Origin of the sequence: Pseudomonas gingeri (assembly GCF_013385635.1) — a bacterium.
GTDB lineage: Bacteria > Pseudomonadota > Gammaproteobacteria > Pseudomonadales > Pseudomonadaceae > Aquipseudomonas > Aquipseudomonas gingeri_A.
Genome location: NZ_JACAPR010000046.1, coordinates 1 through 19,153, shown reverse-complemented (window position 1 = coordinate 19,153; position 19,153 = coordinate 1). Strand labels below are relative to the sequence as shown.

Below are 19,153 nucleotides of genomic sequence, written 5' to 3'. Positions count from 1 at the left end.
CGGCGAGGCGTTGCCGGGCAGTGTGGTGCGCCGCTTCAAGACGCAGTTGCCCGAAGCCGAACTGCATAACCTCTACGGCCCGACCGAGGCGGCGGTGGATGTCACGGCGTGGAATTGCGCTGGTCCGCTCGAACAGACCCCGGACAACACACCGATTGGCAAGCCGATTGCCAATACGCGGATGTACCTGCTCGATGGGCAGGGGCAGCCGGTGGCCATGGGCGTGGTGGGCGAGTTGTATATCGGTGGGGTGCAGGTGGCACGGGGTTACCTGAATCGTCCCGAGCTGACCGCCGAGCGTTTCCTCAACGACCCGTTCAGCCCGTTCGACAACGCGCGGATGTACCGCACCGGCGATGTCGGGCGCTACCTACCGGACGGCACCATCGAGTACCTGGGGCGCAATGACGATCAGGTGAAAATTCGCGGCCTGCGTATCGAGCTGGGCGAAATCCAGGCGCGCCTGGTCGGGTACCCGGCCATCGACGAAGCCGTGATCGTGGCCCGCGAGGATGTGCCAGGGGACAAGCGCCTGGTGGCGTACTACACCGGCGAAGCGCTGGCTGTCGAGGTCCTGCGCGTTCACCTGCTGGAAAACCTGCCGGACTATATGGTCCCGGCGGTGTTTGTGCATCTCGCTGCCTTGCCGCTGAGCCCCAACGGCAAGCTCGATCGCAAGGCGCTGCCAGCCCCGGACTCGTCGGCCTTGTCCAGCCGCGAATACGAGGCGCCGCTGGGCGACACCGAAATTCTGATGGCCGGACTGTGGAGCGAACTGCTCAAGGTCGAACGGGTTGGGCGGCATGACAACTTCTTCGAACTGGGCGGGCACTCGCTGCTGGCAGTCAAGCTGATCGAGCGTATGCGCAAGGCCGGCCTCGGCGCCGATGTGCGCGTGCTGTTCGGCCAGCCGACCCTGGCGTCCCTGGCGGCTACAGTCGGTGGGCAGCGCGAGGTGGTGGTCCCGGCCAACCGCATCACGCCCGACTGCAAGCGCATCACCCCGGACCTGCTGCCGCTGGTGGACCTTGACCAGGCCGCCATCGACCGTATCGTCGCCAGCGTTCCCGGTGGTGTCGCCAATGTGCAGGATATCTACGGGCTGGCGCCGTTGCAGGCCGGCATCCTCTATCACCACCTGGCCACCCAGGAGGGCGACCCCTATGTCCTGCAGGCGCAGTTCGCGTTTGCCGGCCTGATGCAGGTCGAGGCCTTTGCTCGCGCGCTCGATGCAGTGATCGAACGTAATGACATCCTGCGCACCGCCGTGCTCTGGGAAGGCTTCGATGAACCGGTGCAAGTGGTCTGGCGCCAGGCACCGCTGGTGCTGGAGCGGATCGACACGGCACCCGACGATGCCCAGGCCCTGCAATACCTGCAGGAACGCTTCGACCCGCACCAATATCGCCTGGACCTCAAGCAGGCGCCACTGATGCGCCTGGCCTATACCCGCGACGAGGTCAACGAGCGCTGGCTGGGTATCCTGCTGTTCCACCATATCCTGCTGGACCATACCGCCCTCGAAGTGTTGGTGCATGAAATGGGCATCAGCCTGGCCGGCGACAGCGGGCAACTGCCGGCCGCCGTGCAGTATCGCAACTATGTCGCCCAGGTCCGCCTGGGGGCTGGTCACGAGGAACACGAAGCGTTTTTCCGTGACATGCTCGGCGATATCGAGGAACCGACTCTGGCCTTTGGCCTGCAGGAAGTCGGCGGCGATGGTAGCCATGTCATCGAGTTGCGCCAGGACTTGGACGCGGCGCTGTGCCGGCGCCTGCGCGAGCAGTCCCGCCGCCTCGGGGTCAGCAGCGCCAGCCTGATGCACCTGGCCTGGGCCCAGGTGCTGGGCCAGGTCTCGGGTCGCGAGGAGGTGGTGTTCGGCACCGTGCTGATGGGCCGGATGCAGGGTGGCGAGGGCGCCGACCGCGCACTGGGCATGTTCATCAATACCCTGCCACTGCGGGTCGACCTCGGCGCTATCGGCGTACAGGCGGCGGTGCGGGCCACCCACGGGCGGCTCTCGCAACTGCTGGGCCATGAGCATGCCTCACTGGTGCTTGCGCAACGTTGCAGTGGCGTACCGGCGGTGCTGCCGCTGTTCAGCAGCCTGCTCAATTATCGCCACAGCGCAGCGGGACAAGGCACGACCGACAATCTGGCGGTGTGGGACGGCATTCACCTGCTCAAGTCCCGCGAGCGCAGCAACTACCCGCTGGTGCTCAATATCGACGACCTGGGCGAAGGCTTCGCGCTGAATATCCAGGCGGTGGCGCAAGCCGATCCGCAGCGTATCGGCGATTACATGCAGCGTGCCTTGCAGAACCTGGTGGGTGCTCTGGAACAGGCGCCTACCACGGCGCTGCATGAACTGTCGGTGCTGGCACAGGAAGAGCGCGACCAGCTGTTGCAGGGTTTCAATGCCACCTGGCGCGACTATCCTGCCGAGCAGACCCTGCATGAGCGGTTCGAGGAGTGGGTACAGGCGCATCCCGAGGCGTTGGCGGCCGTGCATGGCCGCCAGTCCCTCAGCTACGGCCAGCTCAATCGCCGGGCCAACCGCCTGGCGCATCATCTGGCGGGGTTGGGCGTGCGGCCGGGTGACCCGGTAGCGACTCTGCTGCCGCGCTCGTTGGACCTGCTGGTCAGCCAACTGGCGATCAGCAAGTGCGCGGCGGTCTACGTGCCGCTGGATATCAATGCCCCGGCCGAGCGCCAGGATTTCATGCTGCGCGACAGCCAGGCCGTGGCGCTCCTGACTCATCGCGATGAAACCCTGGCCTGTACGGCCCGCCGTATCGACCTGGATAACCTGGCGCTCGAGGGCCAGCCGGAACACAACCCGGCCCTGGCGCAGCTGTCGGAGACGGTGGCGTACATCATGTACACCTCCGGTTCCACCGGTACACCGAAGGGCGTGCTGGTGCCGCACCGGGCGATCACCCGGTTGGTGATCAACAATGGTTATGCCGACTTCAACGCGCACGACCGCGTGGCCTTCGCCTCGAACCCGGCGTTCGACGCCAGCACCCTGGAAGTCTGGGCCCCACTGCTCAACGGCGGGGCGGTGGTGGTGGTCGACCAGGATGTGCTGTTGTCCCGCGAGGCATTCGCCGCGCTGCTGCGTGAGCAGGCGGTAAGCGTCCTGTGGATGACGGCGGGGCTGTTCCATCAATATGCCGAGAGCCTGCTGGAAGCGTTCGGCAAACTGCGCTATCTGATCGTCGGCGGCGATGTGCTGGACCCGGCGGTGATCCAACGGGTGCTGCGGGAGGGGGCTCCGCAGCATCTGCTCAATGGCTACGGGCCAACCGAAGCCACCACCTTCTCGACCACCTTCGAGATCCGCGCGGTCGGCGCGGGCAGCATTCCGATCGGGCGTCCGATCGGCAACGCCCGTGCCTACGTGCTCGATGCCCGACAGCAGCCGGTGCCGGTGGGCGTGGCGGGCGAGCTGTACATCGGTGGGGCTGGTGTGGCCAAGGGGTACCTGAACCGGCCGCAACTGACGGCCGCGGCGTTTATCGCCGACCCGTTCAACCCGCAGCCGCGCAGCCTGATGTATCGCAGCGGTGATCGGGCCTGCTGGAATAGCGACGGCACCCTGCAGTACCTGGGCCGCAACGACCAGCAAGTGAAGATCCGCGGTTTCCGTATCGAGCCGGGCGAGATCGAGACCCGCCTCGGCCAGCACCCGCAGGTGCGGGATGCGGCGGTCCTGGTGCGTGAAGTGGCGCCGGGCGACAAGCGCCTGGTGGCCTACTATTGCGCCGATGAGGCCGTGGAGATCCAGGCGCTGCACGAGCATCTGCAGGCGCGGTTGCCGGACTACATGGTGCCTTCGGCCTATGTCCGCCTGGAGGCGCTGCCGCTGACCGCCAACGGCAAGCTGGACCGCAAGGCCTTGCCGGAGCCGGACCGGGACGCGCTGCTCAGCCGTGGTTTCGAGGCCCCGCAGGGCGCGGTGGAAAACACCCTGGCAGGGATCTGGGCCGAAGTGCTGCAGGTCGCGCAGGTCGGTCGTCACGATCACTTCTTCGAGCTGGGCGGTCATTCGCTGCTGGCGGTCAAGCTGATCGAGCGCATGCGCCAGGCCGGCCTGAATGCCGATGTGCGCGTGCTGTTCAGCCAGCCGACGCTGATGGCCCTGGCTGCCGCCATCGGCAGCGGTCGGGAAATCGAGGTGCCGGCCAATCGCATTGTGCCCGGTTGCCAGCGCATCACCCCCGACCTGCTGCCCCTGGTGGCGCTGGACCAGCGCGCCATCGACCTGATCGTCTCGCGCATCCCTGGCGGGACGGACGAGGTGCAGGATATCTACCCGCTGGCGCCGTTGCAGGAGGGGATTCTCTATCACCACCTCAGCGCCGAACAGGGCGACCCCTACCTGCTGCAATCGCGCCTGGCCTTCGCCGGCCTGGAGCGCCTGAAGGCCTGTGCCGCCGCGTTGCAGAAGATTGTCGAGCGTCACGATATCCTGCGCACGGCGGTGCTGTGGGAGGGCCTGGAGCGTCCGGTGCAGGTGGTGCGGCGCAGCGCCGAACTGCCGGTGCTGGAAGTGGCCATCGATCCGGCGGACGGCGACGTGCTGGAGCAGTTGCAGGCGCGCTTCAATGCCCGCCACTACCGCCTGGACATTACCCGGGCGCCGCTGATGCAACTGGTCTATGCCCATGATCCGCTGCACCAGCGCGTGGTGGCGATCCTGCAGTTCCATCACCTGGCCCTCGACCATACCGCCATGGAGGTGGTAGTACGGGAGATGCGCGCCTTGCTGCTGGACCCGACGCATGCCCTGGCTGAGGCGATGCCTTATCGCAACTACGTGGCCCAGGCCCGCCTGGGCCTGGACGAACGCCAGCACGAGGCGTTTTTCCGCGAAAGGCTGGGCGACATCGATGAGCCGACCTTGCCCTTCGGCCTGCAGGATGTGCAAGGCGACGGACGTGATATCGAGGAGGCACGCCAGCCGCTGGACCGGGCCTTGAGCCGGCGTTTGCGTAAGCAGGTGCGCACCCTCGGGGTGAGCGCCGCCAGCCTGATGCACCTGGCCTGGGCCCTGGTACTGGGCCAGGTGTCGGGGCGTAATCAGGTGGTCTTCGGCACCGTGCTGATGGGGCGCCTGCAAGGCGGCGAAGGGGCCGACCGGGCATTGGGGATGTTTATCAATACCTTGCCGCTGCGGGTCGACCTGGGCGCGACGGGCGTGCGCGCCGGTGTGCGTGCCACCCACGCGCAACTGACGGCGCTGCTGGGTCACGAGCATGCCTCGCTGGCCCTGGCCCAACGCTGCAGCGCGGTCGGCCAGTCGTCGCCGTTGTTCAGTGCCTTGCTCAACTATCGCCACAGTGCGCCGGTCGAGGACACCTCGCCCGGCAAGGCGGTCTGGGAGGGCATCGAGGTGCTGGGCGGGGAAGAACGCAGCAACTATCCGCTGACCCTGAGTGTCGACGACCTGGGCGAGGGCTTCGGCCTCAGCGTGCTGGCCCTGTCGCCGATCGGTGCACAGCGGGTCTGTGGCTATATGCAGCGGGCTTTGGAGCAACTGGTGCAGGCCCTGGAACAGGCGCCGGAGCGCAGCCTGGATCAATTGTCGATCCTGCCCGCGGCGGAACGACGCCAGGTGCTGGTCGACTTCAATGCCAGTGCCGTGGACTGTCCTCGCGGCCACACCGTGCATGGCCTGTTCGAAGCCCGGGCGCAGGCCATGCCCGAGGCGCTGGCGGTGGTCCAGGGCACGGCGCAACTGACCTATCGCGAGCTGGATCGGCGCGCCAACCGGTTGGCCCGTCATCTGCTCAAGCTGGGTGTGCAGCCGGACACTCGCGTGGCGATTTGCGTCCGGCGCGGGCCGGACATGCTGGTGGGGCTGCTGGCGATTCTCAAGGCCGGCGCCGCCTATGTGCCGATCGATCCGGCGCTGCCGGTCGAACGCCTGCACTACCTGCTCGATGACAGCGCACCGTTGGCGGTGCTGCTGGATGCAAGCACCCGCGACCTGCTTGGCGAGCTGGCAGTGCTGCTGCTCGACCTGGACCGGCCGCAGTGGGATGACGAAGTCGTGACCAGTCCCCGGATCGACGGGTTGCTCCCGGCGCACCTGGCGTATGTGATCTACACCTCCGGCTCCACCGGTTTGCCCAAGGGCGTGATGGTCGAGCACCGGACCCTGGAAAACCTGGTGCACTGGCACTGCGCGGCCTTCGACCTGCGCCCTGGCGGACACACCGCCAGCGTCGCCGGCTTCGGTTTCGATGCCATGGCCTGGGAGGTCTGGCCGGCGTTGTGTGGCGGCGCGACCCTGCACCTGCCGCCAACCGATCTCGGCCATGGCGACATCGCCGGCCTGCTCGACTGGTGGCGGGCGCAACCGCTGGAGGTGGGCTTTCTGCCGACACCGGTGGCCGAATACGCCTTCAGCCAGGACCTGCAGCATCCAACCCTGCGCACGCTGCTGATCGGCGGTGATCGCCTGCGCCAGTTCAACCGGGCGCAGCGCTTCGCGGTGATCAACAACTACGGTCCAACCGAGGCCACGGTGGTGGCGACCTCCGGGCCCATGGCGGTCGACGGGCCATTGCATATCGGCAAGCCGATGGCCAACGTCAGGGTCTACCTGCTGGACGCGCAGCAGCGTCCGGTGCCGGTCGGTGTCGCGGGTGAGCTGTATGTCGGCGGTGCCGGCGTGGCCCGCGGTTACCTGAACCGTGCGGACCTGACCGCCGAGCGTTTCCTCGACGATCCGTTCAGCGACCTGCCGGGCGCGCGGATGTACCGCACCGGTGACCTGGCGCGCTGGTTGCCCGATGGCAATATCGACTACCTGGGGCGTAACGACGACCAGCTCAAGGTCCGTGGCATGCGTATCGAACCGGGCGAGATCGAGACGACCCTGGCCCGCCATGAAAGCTTGCGCGAGGCCGTGGTGCTGATGCGCGACGGGCGCCTGGTGGCCTATTTCACCGCCCAGGGGGCGCTGGATATCGAGGACCTGCGTGCCTGGCTGCAAGCACGCCTGCCGGACCACATGGTGCCTTCGGCCTATGTCTGCCTGGAGGCGCTGCCGCTGACCGCCAACGGCAAGCTGGACCGCAAGGCCCTGCCGGCACCGGACCAGGACGCCTTGCTCAGCCGCGAGTTCGAGGCGCCGCAAGGCGCGGTCGAGGCTACCCTCGCGCGGATCTGGGCCGAGGTGCTCAAGGTCGAGCAGGTGGGGCGTCACGACAACTTCTTCGAACTGGGTGGCCATTCGCTGCTGGCGGTGGGCCTGATCGAGCGCATGCGCCAGGCCGGCCTGAACGCTGATGTGCGGGTGCTGTTCAACCAGCCGACCCTGGCCGCCCTGGCCGCGGCGATCGGCAGTGGCCGCGAGATCGCGGTGCCGGCGAACCTGATCCCTGTCGGTTGCACGCACCTCACGCCCGAGCTGCTGCCATTGATCGAACTGGACCAGGCCAGCCTCGACCGGGTGATCGCTCGTGTGCCGGGCGGCGCGGCCAATGTCCAGGATATCTACCCGCTGGCGCCGTTGCAGGAGGGTATTCTCTATCACCACATCAGTGCCGGGCAGGGCGACCCGTACCTGCTGCAATCGCAGATGGCCTTCGACAGCCTGGAGCGTTTTCAACGCTTCGCCGGGGCCTTGCAACAGGTGGTCGACCGCCACGATATCCTGCGCACGGCGGTGTTCTGGGAAGGCCTGGCCAAGCCGCTGCAAGTGGTCATGCGCCAGGCATCGCTGCTGGTGCGCGAGGTGCTGCTGGACCCGGCCGAGGGTGACATCCTCGAGCAGTTACAGGCGCGTTTCGATGCCCGCCATCACCGTCTGGACATCGGCCAGGCGCCGTTGATCCAGTTGCTCTACGCTACCGATCCCGACCGTGGGCGAGTGGTGGTGCTGGTGCTGTTCCATCACCTGGCGCTGGACCACACGGCGATGGACGTGGTCAACCAGGAGCTGTGCACCTTCCTGCTGGACCGTGCCGACACCCTGGGCGTCCCGGTGCCGTACCGCAACTACGTGGCCCAGGCGTGCCTGGGCATCAGCGAGCAGGAGCACGAGGCGTTCTTCCGCGAGATGCTGGGGGCGATCGACGAGCCGACCCTGCCGTTCGGCCTGCAGGATGTGCAGGGCGATGGCAGCGCCATCGAGGAAGTCCGGCACTTGCTGCCGGCGGCCTTGAGTCGCGAGTTGCGGGCCCGCGCCCGCACGCTTGGGGTCAGCGCCGCGAGCCTGTTCCACCTGGCCTGGGCGCAGGTCCTGGCCGCCACCAGCGGCAAGCAGGCGGTGGTGTTCGGCACGGTGCTGCTGGGCCGCATGCAGGGTGGCGCAGGCGCGGACCGGGCATTGGGGATGTTTATCAACACCTTGCCGCTGCGGGTCGATATCGACGAGACCGGCGTGCGCGTCGGGGTCAAGGCGATCCACGCACGGCTGACGGCGTTGCTGGGTCACGAGCACGCCTCGCTGGCCTTGGCCCAGCGCTGCAGCGGGGTGGCGGCGCCCGTGCCGCTGTTCAGCGCGATGCTCAATTATCGCCACAGCGCCAGCGCTCCGGTGGAGGCGCAGGTGCGCGAACAGCTGCAAGGGATCGAGACCCTGGCCAGCGAGGAGCGTACCAATTACCCGCTGGCCTTGAACGTCGACGACCTGGGCGAAGGTTTCCGCCTGACCGCCATGACAGCGGCGCAGATCGGTGCCCAACGTATCTGCGAGCTGATGCAGCATGCCCTGCAATCCTTGGCCGCGGCCCTGGAGCAGGCGCCCGAGCGGGCGTTGAACCGCCTGCCGGTGCTGACGCCGCCGGAGCGTGAGCTTCTGCTGTTCGATCTCAATGCCACGCAGGTGGACTACAACCTCGAGCAGACCCTGCACGGGATGTTCGAAGCGCAGGTCGAGCGTACGCCGGATGCCGTGGTGGTGGTCGCAGACCAACATCAGTTGACCTATCGCGAGCTGGACCAGCGTGCGAACCAGTTGGCCCACCATCTGCGCGAGCAGGGTGTGGAACCGGATGCGCGAGTGGCGATCTGTGTCGAGCGCAGCCTGGACATGGTGATCGGTCTGCTGGGCATCCTCAAGGCGGGCGGTGCTTATGTGCCGCTTGATCCTGCCTACCCGGCGGAGCGGATCGCCTACATGCTGCAGGACAGTGCGCCGGTGGCGGTACTGGTCCAGGGCGCTACCCGCGAGTTGCTGGGCGAAGTGATCGTGCCAGTGATTGATCTCGACCAGTGCACTTGGCAGGAACAGCCGAGCGTAGGTCCGCAGGTGCCAGGACTGACGGCGCGACACCTGGCCTATGTGATCTACACCTCGGGCTCCACGGGACAACCCAAGGGCGTGATGAACGAACACGGCGCGGTGGTCAACCGCCTGCTGTGGATGCAGGACGAATATGGCCTGACGGCGCAGGATGCGGTGTTACAGAAAACCCCGTTCAGCTTCGATGTGTCGGTGTGGGAGTTCTTCTGGCCGCTGTTTACTGGTGCACGCCTGGTGATGGCCCGTCCCGAAGGGCACAAGGACCCGCTCTACCTGGGTGAGGTGATCGAGGCACAGAACATCACCACCTTGCACTTCGTGCCGTCGATGCTCGATGTCTTCCTGGCCCATGGCGACACGGGCCGGTGCGCCGGAGTGAAGCGGGTGATCTGCAGCGGCGAGGCGTTGCCGGGCAGCGTGGTACGTCGCTTCAAGACGCAGTTGCCCAAGGCCGGACTGCATAACCTCTACGGTCCGACCGAGGCGGCGGTGGATGTCACGGCGTGGAATTGCGCCGGTCCGCTCGAACAGACCCCGGATAACACGCCGATTGGCAAGCCGATTGCCAATACGCGGATGTACCTGCTCGATGGGCAGGGGCAGCCGGTGGCCATGGGCGTGGTGGGCGAGTTGTATATCGGTGGGGTGCAGGTGGCGCGGGGTTACCTGAATCGTCCCGAGCTGACCGCCGAGCGTTTCCTCAACGACCCGTTCAGTCCGCTCGATAACGCGCGTATGTACCGCACCGGCGATGTCGGGCGCTACCTGCCGGACGGCACCATCGAGTACCTGGGGCGCAATGACGATCAGGTGAAGATTCGCGGCCTGCGTATCGAGTTGGGTGAGATCCAGGCGCGCCTGGTCCGCCATCCAGCCATCGACGAAGCCGTGATCGTGGCTCGTGAAGACGCTCCAGGGGACAAGCGCCTGGTGGCGTACTACACCGCCGCCGAGCGCCAGGAGATCGACAGCCTGCGCGGCCATCTGCTGGAAAACCTGCCGGACTATATGGTCCCGGCGGTGTTCGTGCATCTCGCTGCCTTGCCGCTGAGCCCCAACGGCAAGCTCGATCGCAAGGCCCTGCCAGCCCCGGACTCGTCGGCCTTGTCCAGCCGCGAATACGAGGCGCCGCTGGGCGAGACCGAAATCCTGATGGCGCGGTTGTGGCGCGAATTGCTCAATGTCGAGCGGGTTGGGCGGCATGACAATTTCTTCGAGCTGGGTGGGCACTCGCTGCTCGCCGTCAGCCTGATAGGCCGGTTGCACCAGGAAGGCATGGAAGCCGATGTGAGGGCGTTGTTCGAACAGCCGACGCTGGCCGGATACGCCGCAATGACCGAAAGAATGGAGATCGTCCTGTGAGCGTGACTGAACTGCTGGCGACATTGAAGGCAAAAGACATCCAACTGGCCGTTCGCGGTGATCAACTGGTCGTGCAGGGCAACAAGCAGGCCCTGACCGAACCTGAGGTGATTGCCCGCCTGCGCGAGCACAAGGTGCTGCTGATCGAGATGATCCGCAGCGGTGAGTATTCGGCCACGGCGTCGGGCCAGGTCGCGGTGCCGGCCAATGTCATTACCGCGCAGGTCACGCGGATCACCCCGGCCATGCTGCCGCTGGCGACCCTGACCCAGGAGCAGATCGACCGCATCGTTGCCAGCGTTCCCGGGGGCGTGGCCAATGTGCAGGACATCTACCCGCTGGCGCCCTTGCAGGAGGGCATCCTCTACCACCATGTCAGCGCGGGGCAGGGCGATCCCTATGTGATGCAGTCGCAGTTCGCCTTCGAGGATCGCCAGCGTCTCGAGGCGTTTGCCCAGGCCTTGCAGGCGGTGATCGATCGTCACGACATCCTGCGTACCGCCGTGCACTGGGAAGGTCTGGAGAACCCGGTGCAGGTGGTCTGGCGCCAGGCCACGCTGGTGGTGCAGGAGGTGGCGCTCGACCCGGCGGACGGGGACGTGCTCGCGCAGTTGCACGAGCGTTTCGACGGTCGTCACTACCGGTTGGATGTCGGCCAGGCGCCGCTGATCCGCATTGTCCATGCCCGGGACGAGGTCCATGGGCGGTGGGTGGCCATGCTGCTGTTCCACCATATGGCCCTGGACCACAGTGCCCTGGAGGTGGTGCGTCATGAAATGCGGGCCTTCCTCATGGGGCTCGGCGGCCAGTTGGGTCCGGCAGTGCCGTTTCGCAACTACGTGGCCCAGGCCCGGCTCGGCACCCGCGAGGAGGAACACGAACGTTTCTTCCGCGACATGCTCGGCGATATCGAGGAACCGACGCTGCCCTTCGGCCTGCAGGATGTGCAGGGCGATGGCACCGCCATCGAGGAGTTCAGCCTGGACCTGGATCCACACCTGAGCCGCAACCTGCGCAGCCGCGCGAAGCAACTCGGGGTGAGCGCCGCCAGCCTGTTCCACCTGGCCTGGGGGCTGCTGCTCGGGCAGGTTTCGGGCAAGCGCCACGTGGTGTTCGGCACCGTGCTGATGGGGCGGATGCAGGGCGGTGGCGAGGGCGACCGGGCGCTGGGGATCTTTATCAATACCTTGCCGTTTCGCGTGGATATCGATGGGCAGGGGAGCGAAGCCGGGGTCAGGGCGACCCATGCGCGGCTGACCACCCTGCTGCGCCACGAACATGCGCCACTGGCCCTGGCCCAGCGTTGCAGCGGCGTGGCGATACCGACGCCACTGTTCAGTTCGCTGCTCAACTACCGGCATTCGGCGGCACCTGGCGCGGGCGCCGCCCCGTCGGCCTGGCAGGGCATCAGCACGCTCAGTTCCGAGGAACGCACCAATTACCCGCTGACCATGAGCATCGACGACCTGGGCGAAGATTTCCGCCTGACCCTGCTGGCCAGTACCCAGGTCGATCCCCGGCGTATTTGTGCCTACCTGCGGACCGCCCTGGAAAACCTGGTGCAGGCCCTGGAACAGGCGCCCCAAAGGGCCCTGGAGCAGTTGTCTATCCTGCCCCTGGCCGAACGGACGCTGCTGCTGGAGGACTTCAATGCCAGTGCCACCGATGCCCCTCAGGACCTCACGGTGCACCAGCGCGTCGAGGCCCAGGCGCTGGCCCAGCCCCAGGCGCTGGCGGCGGTGTGCCAGGGCCAGCAACTGACTTACGATGAACTCAATCGCCGGGCCGATACCCTGGCCCATCATCTGCGCGAGTCGGGCGTGCAACCCGATGATCGCGTGGCCATCGTTGCCCGGCGTGGCCTCGATACCCTGGTCGGCCTGCTGGCGATCCTCAAGTCCGGCGCTGGTTACGTGCCCATCGACCCGGCCCATCCGGCCGAGCGCCTGCGTTACCTGCTCGACGACTGTGCGCCGGTGGCGGTGCTGACCCAGGACAACCTGCTGGCGCGCCTGCCGAGCCTTTCGGTGCCGGTGATCAACCTCGACAAGCCGTTCTGGCAGGAACACGCCGTTGCCCACGGGCAGCGCCCCGAGGTGACGCCGCGGCACCTGGCCTACGTGATCTATACCTCGGGCTCCACTGGGTTGCCCAAGGGGGTGATGGTCGAGCACCAGACCCTGTGCAACCTGGTGGACTGGCATTGCACGGCCTTCGACCTGCGCCAGGGCCGGCACACCTCCAGCGTCGCCGGCTTCGGCTTCGATGCGATGGCCTGGGAAGTCTGGCCGGCCCTGTGCGCCGGGGCAACGTTGCACCTGCCGGCACCCGTCGAGGGTAGCGAGGATATCGACGCACTGCTGGACTGGTGGCGCGCCCAGCCCCTGGACGTGAGTTTCCTGCCGACCCCGGTGGCCGAGCATGCGTTCAGCCAGCACCTCGACCACCCGACCCTGCGCACGCTGCTGATCGGCGGCGACCGCCTGCGCCATTTCGCCAGGAACCCGTCGTTCGAGGTGATCAACAACTACGGCCCGACCGAAGCCACGGTGGTCGCCACCTCGGGCCGGGTCGAGGCCGGGCAGCTGCTGCATATCGGCAAGCCGATGGCCAATGCGCGGATCTACCTGCTGGACGAACAGCAGCGCCCGGTGCCGCTGGGCGTGGCGGGAGAACTGTATGTGGGCGGTGCCGGCGTCGCGCGGGGTTACCTGAACCGTCCCGAGCTGACCGCCGAACGCTTCCTCGACGACCCGTTCAGCCGTGCACCGCAGGCGCGCATGTACCGCACCGGCGACCTGGCGCGCTGGTTGCCGGACGGCACTGTCGAATACCTGGGGCGCAACGACGACCAGGTGAAGATTCGTGGCGTGCGCATCGAGCTGGGCGAGATCGAGAGCCGTCTCAACCAGTTGCCGGGCATCAAGGAAACCGTGGTCCTGGCCCGCGAGGACCAGCCGGGACAGCCACGGCTGGTGGCCTATTTTATCGAGCAGGAGCAGGTCGCGCCGCTGGAGATGGCGCAGTTGCGTGCCTGGCTGCAAGCCCACTTGCCCGACTACATGGTGCCTGCGGCCTATGTGAAGCTGGCTGCGCTGCCGCTGACCGCCAACGGCAAGCTGGACCGCAAGGCACTGCCAAGACCCGAACTGGAGGCGCTGTTCACCCGTGAATACCAGGCGCCGCAGGGCGCGATCGAAACGACCCTGGCGCAGATCTGGAGCGAGGTGCTGCACGTCGAGCGGGTGGGGCGCCACGATCACTTCTTCGAACTGGGCGGTCACTCGCTGCTGGCCATGCGCATGGTGTCGCAGGTGCGCCAGCGCCTGGGCGTGGAACTGGCACTGGGCGAACTGTTCGCCAATGGCGAGTTGTTGGCGGTGGCCGCCGCCGTGGCCCGGGCCGGGCGCAGCCATTTGCCGCCGATTCTCGCGGTGTCGCGCGAGGAGGGCCTGGCGTTGTCCTTCGCCCAGCAGCGCCTGTGGTTCCTGGCGCAGCTGGGCACGGCCGGCGGTGCCTACAACATTCCCATCGGCCTGGGCTTGCGCGGGTCCCTGGACAGCGAGGCGTTGCAACGTGTCCTGGCACGTATCGTCGTGCGTCACGAAGTCCTGCGCAGCCATTTTGTCCTGCACGACGACGAGCCACGGGTACACATCGCACCGGCCGGCGAGGCCTTCGACCTGGTGGTCGAGGACCTGCGTGGGGACGCCGCAGCACAACAGGTCCTGCGGGCGCGGATCCGTCACGAGCGGGTCGCGCCCTTCGATCTGCAGCGCGGGCCCCTGATTCGCGCCAGTTTGCTGCGCCTGGCCGATGAACACCATGTGCTGCTGCTGACCCTGCACCACATCGTCTCCGATGGCTGGTCGATGGGCGTGTTGACCCGCGAGGTCATGGCGCTGTACGACGCCTTCCACCGTGGCCAGGATGACCCCTTGCCGCCGTTGGCGGTGCAGTACGGCGACTATGCCGTATGGCAACGCCGCTGGCTGGGCGGCGAGTTGTTGCAGCAACAGGGCGCCTACTGGCAACAGGCGCTGGCCGGTGTGCCGACGTTGTTGCCGCTGCCCACCGACCGACCACGACCGCCGCGCCAGGATTTCACCGGCAGCAGCGTCGGCTTCCAGCTCGACGAGCGCCTGAGTGCCGGGCTCAAGGCCCTGGGGCAACGCCATGGCACCACCGCCTACATGACCCTGATGGCGGCGTGGGCCTTGCTGCTCGGACGCCTGAGCGGGCAGACCGACGTCGTCATCGGCTCGCCGGTGGCCAATCGCGGGCGGGCGGAAATCGAGGGGCTGGTGGGGCTGTTCGTCAATACCCTGGCGGTACGTATCGATACCGCGCTGGAGCAGAGCGTCGAGGCGCTGCTGGCGCAGGTCCGGGCGCAGACACTGGCGGCCCAGGCGCACCAGGACCTGCCGTTCGAGCAGGTGGTGGAAATCGCCCGGCCGGCCCGCAGCCTGTCCCACAGCCCGCTGTTCCAGGCCATGCTGTCGTGGCAGAGCGCGCCGCCGCAGCAGCTCGCCCTGGGCGACCTGCAACTGGAAAGCCTGGGCGAGAGCGAGCACTTCGCCAAGTTCGACCTGGCGCTCAATCTCGGTGAGGTCGGGGACTGCCTGGCCGGCAACCTGACCTATGCCACGGCGCTGTTCGACCCGGCGACGATCGAGCGTTATGTCGGCTACTTCATGTCGGTGTTGCAGCAACTGGTCGCCAATGACCAGGCGACGCTGGGCCAGGTCAACCTGCTCGACGACGCCGAACGCGAGCACCTGCTGCGCGATTTCAATGCCCACCGGGCCGATTACCCGGTTGGCCAGACCGTGCACCGGCTGTTCGAGCGGCAGGCCGAACTTGCGCCGGGTGCCGTGGCGCTGCAGATGGGTGAACGGCGCCTGGACTATGGCGAGCTCAACCGGCAGGCCAACCAACTGGCCCATTACCTGCGGGCGCAGGGCGTGCGCCCGGATTCGCGGGTGGCGATCTGCCTGGAAAACCGCCTGGACACGGTGCTGGGGCTGCTGGCGATCCTCAAGGCGGGCGGCGCCTATGTGCCGCTGGACCCGACTCATCCAACGGAGCGGATGGCCTATCTGTTGCAGGACAGCGCCCCGGTGGCAGTGCTGGCCCAGGGCGCGACCCGCACGTTGCTTGGCGACACCAGCATGCCCCTGATCGACCTGGACCGGCCGATCTGGCAGGACCAGCCCCAAACCAATCCCCAGGTACAGGAACTGACGGCACAACACCTGGCCTATGTGACCTACACCTCCGGCTCCACCGGCCTGCCCAAGGGGGTGATGGTCGAGCACCACACCCTGGAAAACCTGGTGCATTGGCACTGTGCTGCCTTTGACCTGCACCAGGGCAGCCACACGTCCAGTGTCGCCGGCTTCGGCTTCGATGCCATGGCCTGGGAGGTCTGGCCGGCCTTGTGTGCCGGTGCGACCCTGCATCTGCCACCGGCCAGCCTCGGCCATGGCAACCTTGATGCGCTGCTGGACTGGTGGCACGCCCAGCCCCTGGACGTCAGTTTCCTGCCAACGCCGATCGCCGAATACGCCTTCGGCCAGGGCCTCGAACACCCGACCCTGCGCACCCTGCTGATCGGTGGCGACCGCCTGCGGCAGTTGGCCCAGCCCCCGCGTTTCGCACTGGTCAACAACTACGGGCCGACCGAGACCACGGTGGTCGCCACCTCCGGGCGTCTGGAAGCCGGGCAGGTCCTGCATATCGGCAAGCCCATCGCCAATGCCCGGGTCTACCTGCTCGACGAACAACAGCGGCCAGTGCCGGTGGGCGTGGCCGGGGAAGTGTATGTCGGTGGCGCCGGGGTAGCCCGCGGTTATCTGAACCGCCCTGAACTGAGCGCCGAACGTTTCCTCGACGATCCCTTCAGCGACACGGCGCAGGCGCGGATGTACCGCACCGGTGACCTGGCACGCTGGCTGGCCGACGGCACGCTCGACTACCTGGGGCGCAATGACGACCAGGTCAAGGTGCGCGGCGTGCGTATCGAGCCGGGCGAGATCGAGAGCCGCCTGAATCAGTTGCCGGGGGTCAAGGAAGCGGTGCTGCTGGCCCGCGAGGACGAGCCGGGGCAGGTGCGCCTGGTCGCCTATTTCACCGCCCGCGAATGGGCCGAGCCCCTGGCGATGGGCGACTGGCGTGCACGCCTGCTCGAGCAGTTGCCGGAGTACATGGTGCCGGCGGCCTTCGTGCGGCTGGAGGCACTGCCACTGACGGCCAATGGCAAGCTCGATCGCAAGGCCTTGCCGCGCCCGGACCGGGAGGCGCTGTTCAGCCGTGAGTACCTGGCGCCGCAAGGGCAACTGGAAACCGCCCTGGCGCGGATCTGGGCCGAGTTGCTGCAGGTCGAGCGGGTCGGTCGCCACGATCATTTCTTCGAACTGGGCGGCCACTCGCTGCTGGCCATGCGCATGGTCTCGCAGGTGCGTCTGCACCTGCAGCGGGAGTTGTCGCTGGGCGAACTATTCGCCAATCCCGAGCTGGCGGCCGTGGCGCGGGTTCTGGAAACCGCCGGGCACAGCGCCTTGCCGGCCCTGTTGCCGGTGCCCCGCGACCAGCCGCTGCCGCTGTCGTTCGCCCAGCAGCGCCTGTGGTTCCTGGCACAGATCGAGGGCGCCAATACCGCCTACAACATTCCCGTCGCCCTGCGCCTGCGTGGCCAGCTTGACGGAGTGGCGTTGCAACGGGCGCTGGCGCGGATCGTTGCGCGTCACGAAACCCTGCGCAGCCGTTTTGTCGAGCATGATGAAGTGCCTCAGGTGCTGATCGAACCGGTCGGGTCCGGGCTGGAGCTGCATATCGAGGATCTGCGCCGCCATCCCCAGGCCTGGCAGGCCCTCGAGGCGTTGATCCAGGGCGAAGCCTCGGCACCGTTCGACCTGGCGCGCGGACCGCTGATTCGTGGGCGCCTGGTGATTCTTGGCGACGATCACCATGTGCTGCTGCTGACCCTGCATCACATCGTCTCCGACGGTTGGTCGATGGGCGTGCTGACGCGCGAGCTGGCGGCGCTCTATGCGGCCTTCAGCCGTGGCGAAAGCGATCCGCTGCCGCCGCTGGCGGTGCAGTACGGCGACTTTGCCGTCTGGCAGCGGCAATGGCTGGAGGGGGAAGTGCTGGCGCGCCAGAGCGCCTATTGGCAGCAGGCCCTGGTCGGGGCGCCGGCCTTGCTCATGCTGCCTACCGATCGTGCACGCCCGGCGCAGCAGGACTTCTCCGGCAGCAGTGTCGAAGTCTGGCTGGACGAAGCCCTGACCGCAGGACTGCGGGCGTTGAGCCAGCGCCATGGCACCACGCTGTACATGACCATGATGAGCGGCTGGGCGCTGTTGTTGAGCCGTCTGTCCGGGCAGGACGAGGTGGTCATCGGCTCGCCGGTGGCCAACCGCATGAGCGCCGAGGTCGAGACGCTGATCGGGCTGTTCGTCAACACCCTGGCGGTGCGCATCGAGGTGGCCGCCGCGCCGGATATCGAGGCGTTGCTGGCCCAGGTGCGCGAACGTACTCTGGCGGCTCAGGCACACCAGGACCTGCCGTTCGAACAGGTGGTGGAAATCACCCGGCCGTTGCGCAGCCTCGCCCATAGTCCGCTGTTCCAGACCCTGCTGACCTGGCAGAACAGCGAACGGGCCGAAGGGGTGCTGGGCAACCTGAAACTCGAAGGGCTCAATGAGCCCAGCCACTTCGCCAAGTTCGACCTGTCGTTGAGCCTCGGCGAAGTGCGTGACGGCATCAGCGGCACCCTGGAGTACGCCACGGCATTGTTCGACGAGGCGACGATTCAGCGTTATGCCGGGTACTTCATTCGTGTCCTGCAGGCCATGGTCGCCGATGACCAGGCGCAGTTGGAGCAGGTACGCCTGATCAATGATGCGGAGCGCGAGCATCTGCTGTTCGATCTTAATGCCACGCAGGTGAACTACCACCTCGAGCAGACCTTGCACGGGATGTTCGAAGCGCAGGTCGAGCGCACACCGGATGCGGTGGCGGTGATCGCTGGCGAGTATCAGTTGACCTATCGCGAACTGGACCGGCGTGCCAACCAGCTGGCCCACCATCTGCGCAGGCAGGGCGTCGTCCCGGATGCCCGGGTGGCAATCTGTGTCGAGCGCAGCCTGGACATGGTGGTCGGTCTGCTGGGCATCCTCAAGGCGGGCGGCGCCTATGTGCCGCTCGATCCTGCCTACCCGACGGAGCGGATCGCCTACATGCTGCAGGACAGCGCGCCGGTGGCGGTGCTGGTACAGGGCGCTACCCGCGAGTTGCTGGGTGATGTGGCCGTGCCGGTGATCGATCTGGGCCTCAATGCCTGGCAAGACCTGTCCGTCACCCGTCCCGACCAATCGGAGCTGAACGCGCGACACCTGGCCTATGTGATCTACACCTCGGGCTCCACCGGCCAACCCAAGGGCGTGATGAACGAACACGGCGCGGTGGTCAACCGCCTGCTGTGGATGCAGGACGAATATGGCCTGACGGCGCAGGATGCGGTGT

At 67.0% G+C, this 19,153-nt stretch carries 2 protein-coding genes; both read left to right on the top strand.

Annotation, left to right across the window (positions count from 1 at the left end; all coding sequences use genetic code 11):
- Nucleotides 1–10,624: non-ribosomal peptide synthetase (locus HX851_RS32780; RefSeq protein ID WP_177066512.1), on the top strand; the 10,624-nt coding region annotated here is incomplete at its 5' end.
- On the top strand, nucleotides 10,621–19,153 hold an 8,533-nt coding region (locus tag HX851_RS32775; RefSeq protein ID WP_177066511.1), incomplete at its 3' end, for a non-ribosomal peptide synthetase. The genes HX851_RS32780 and HX851_RS32775, both read left to right, overlap by 4 nt.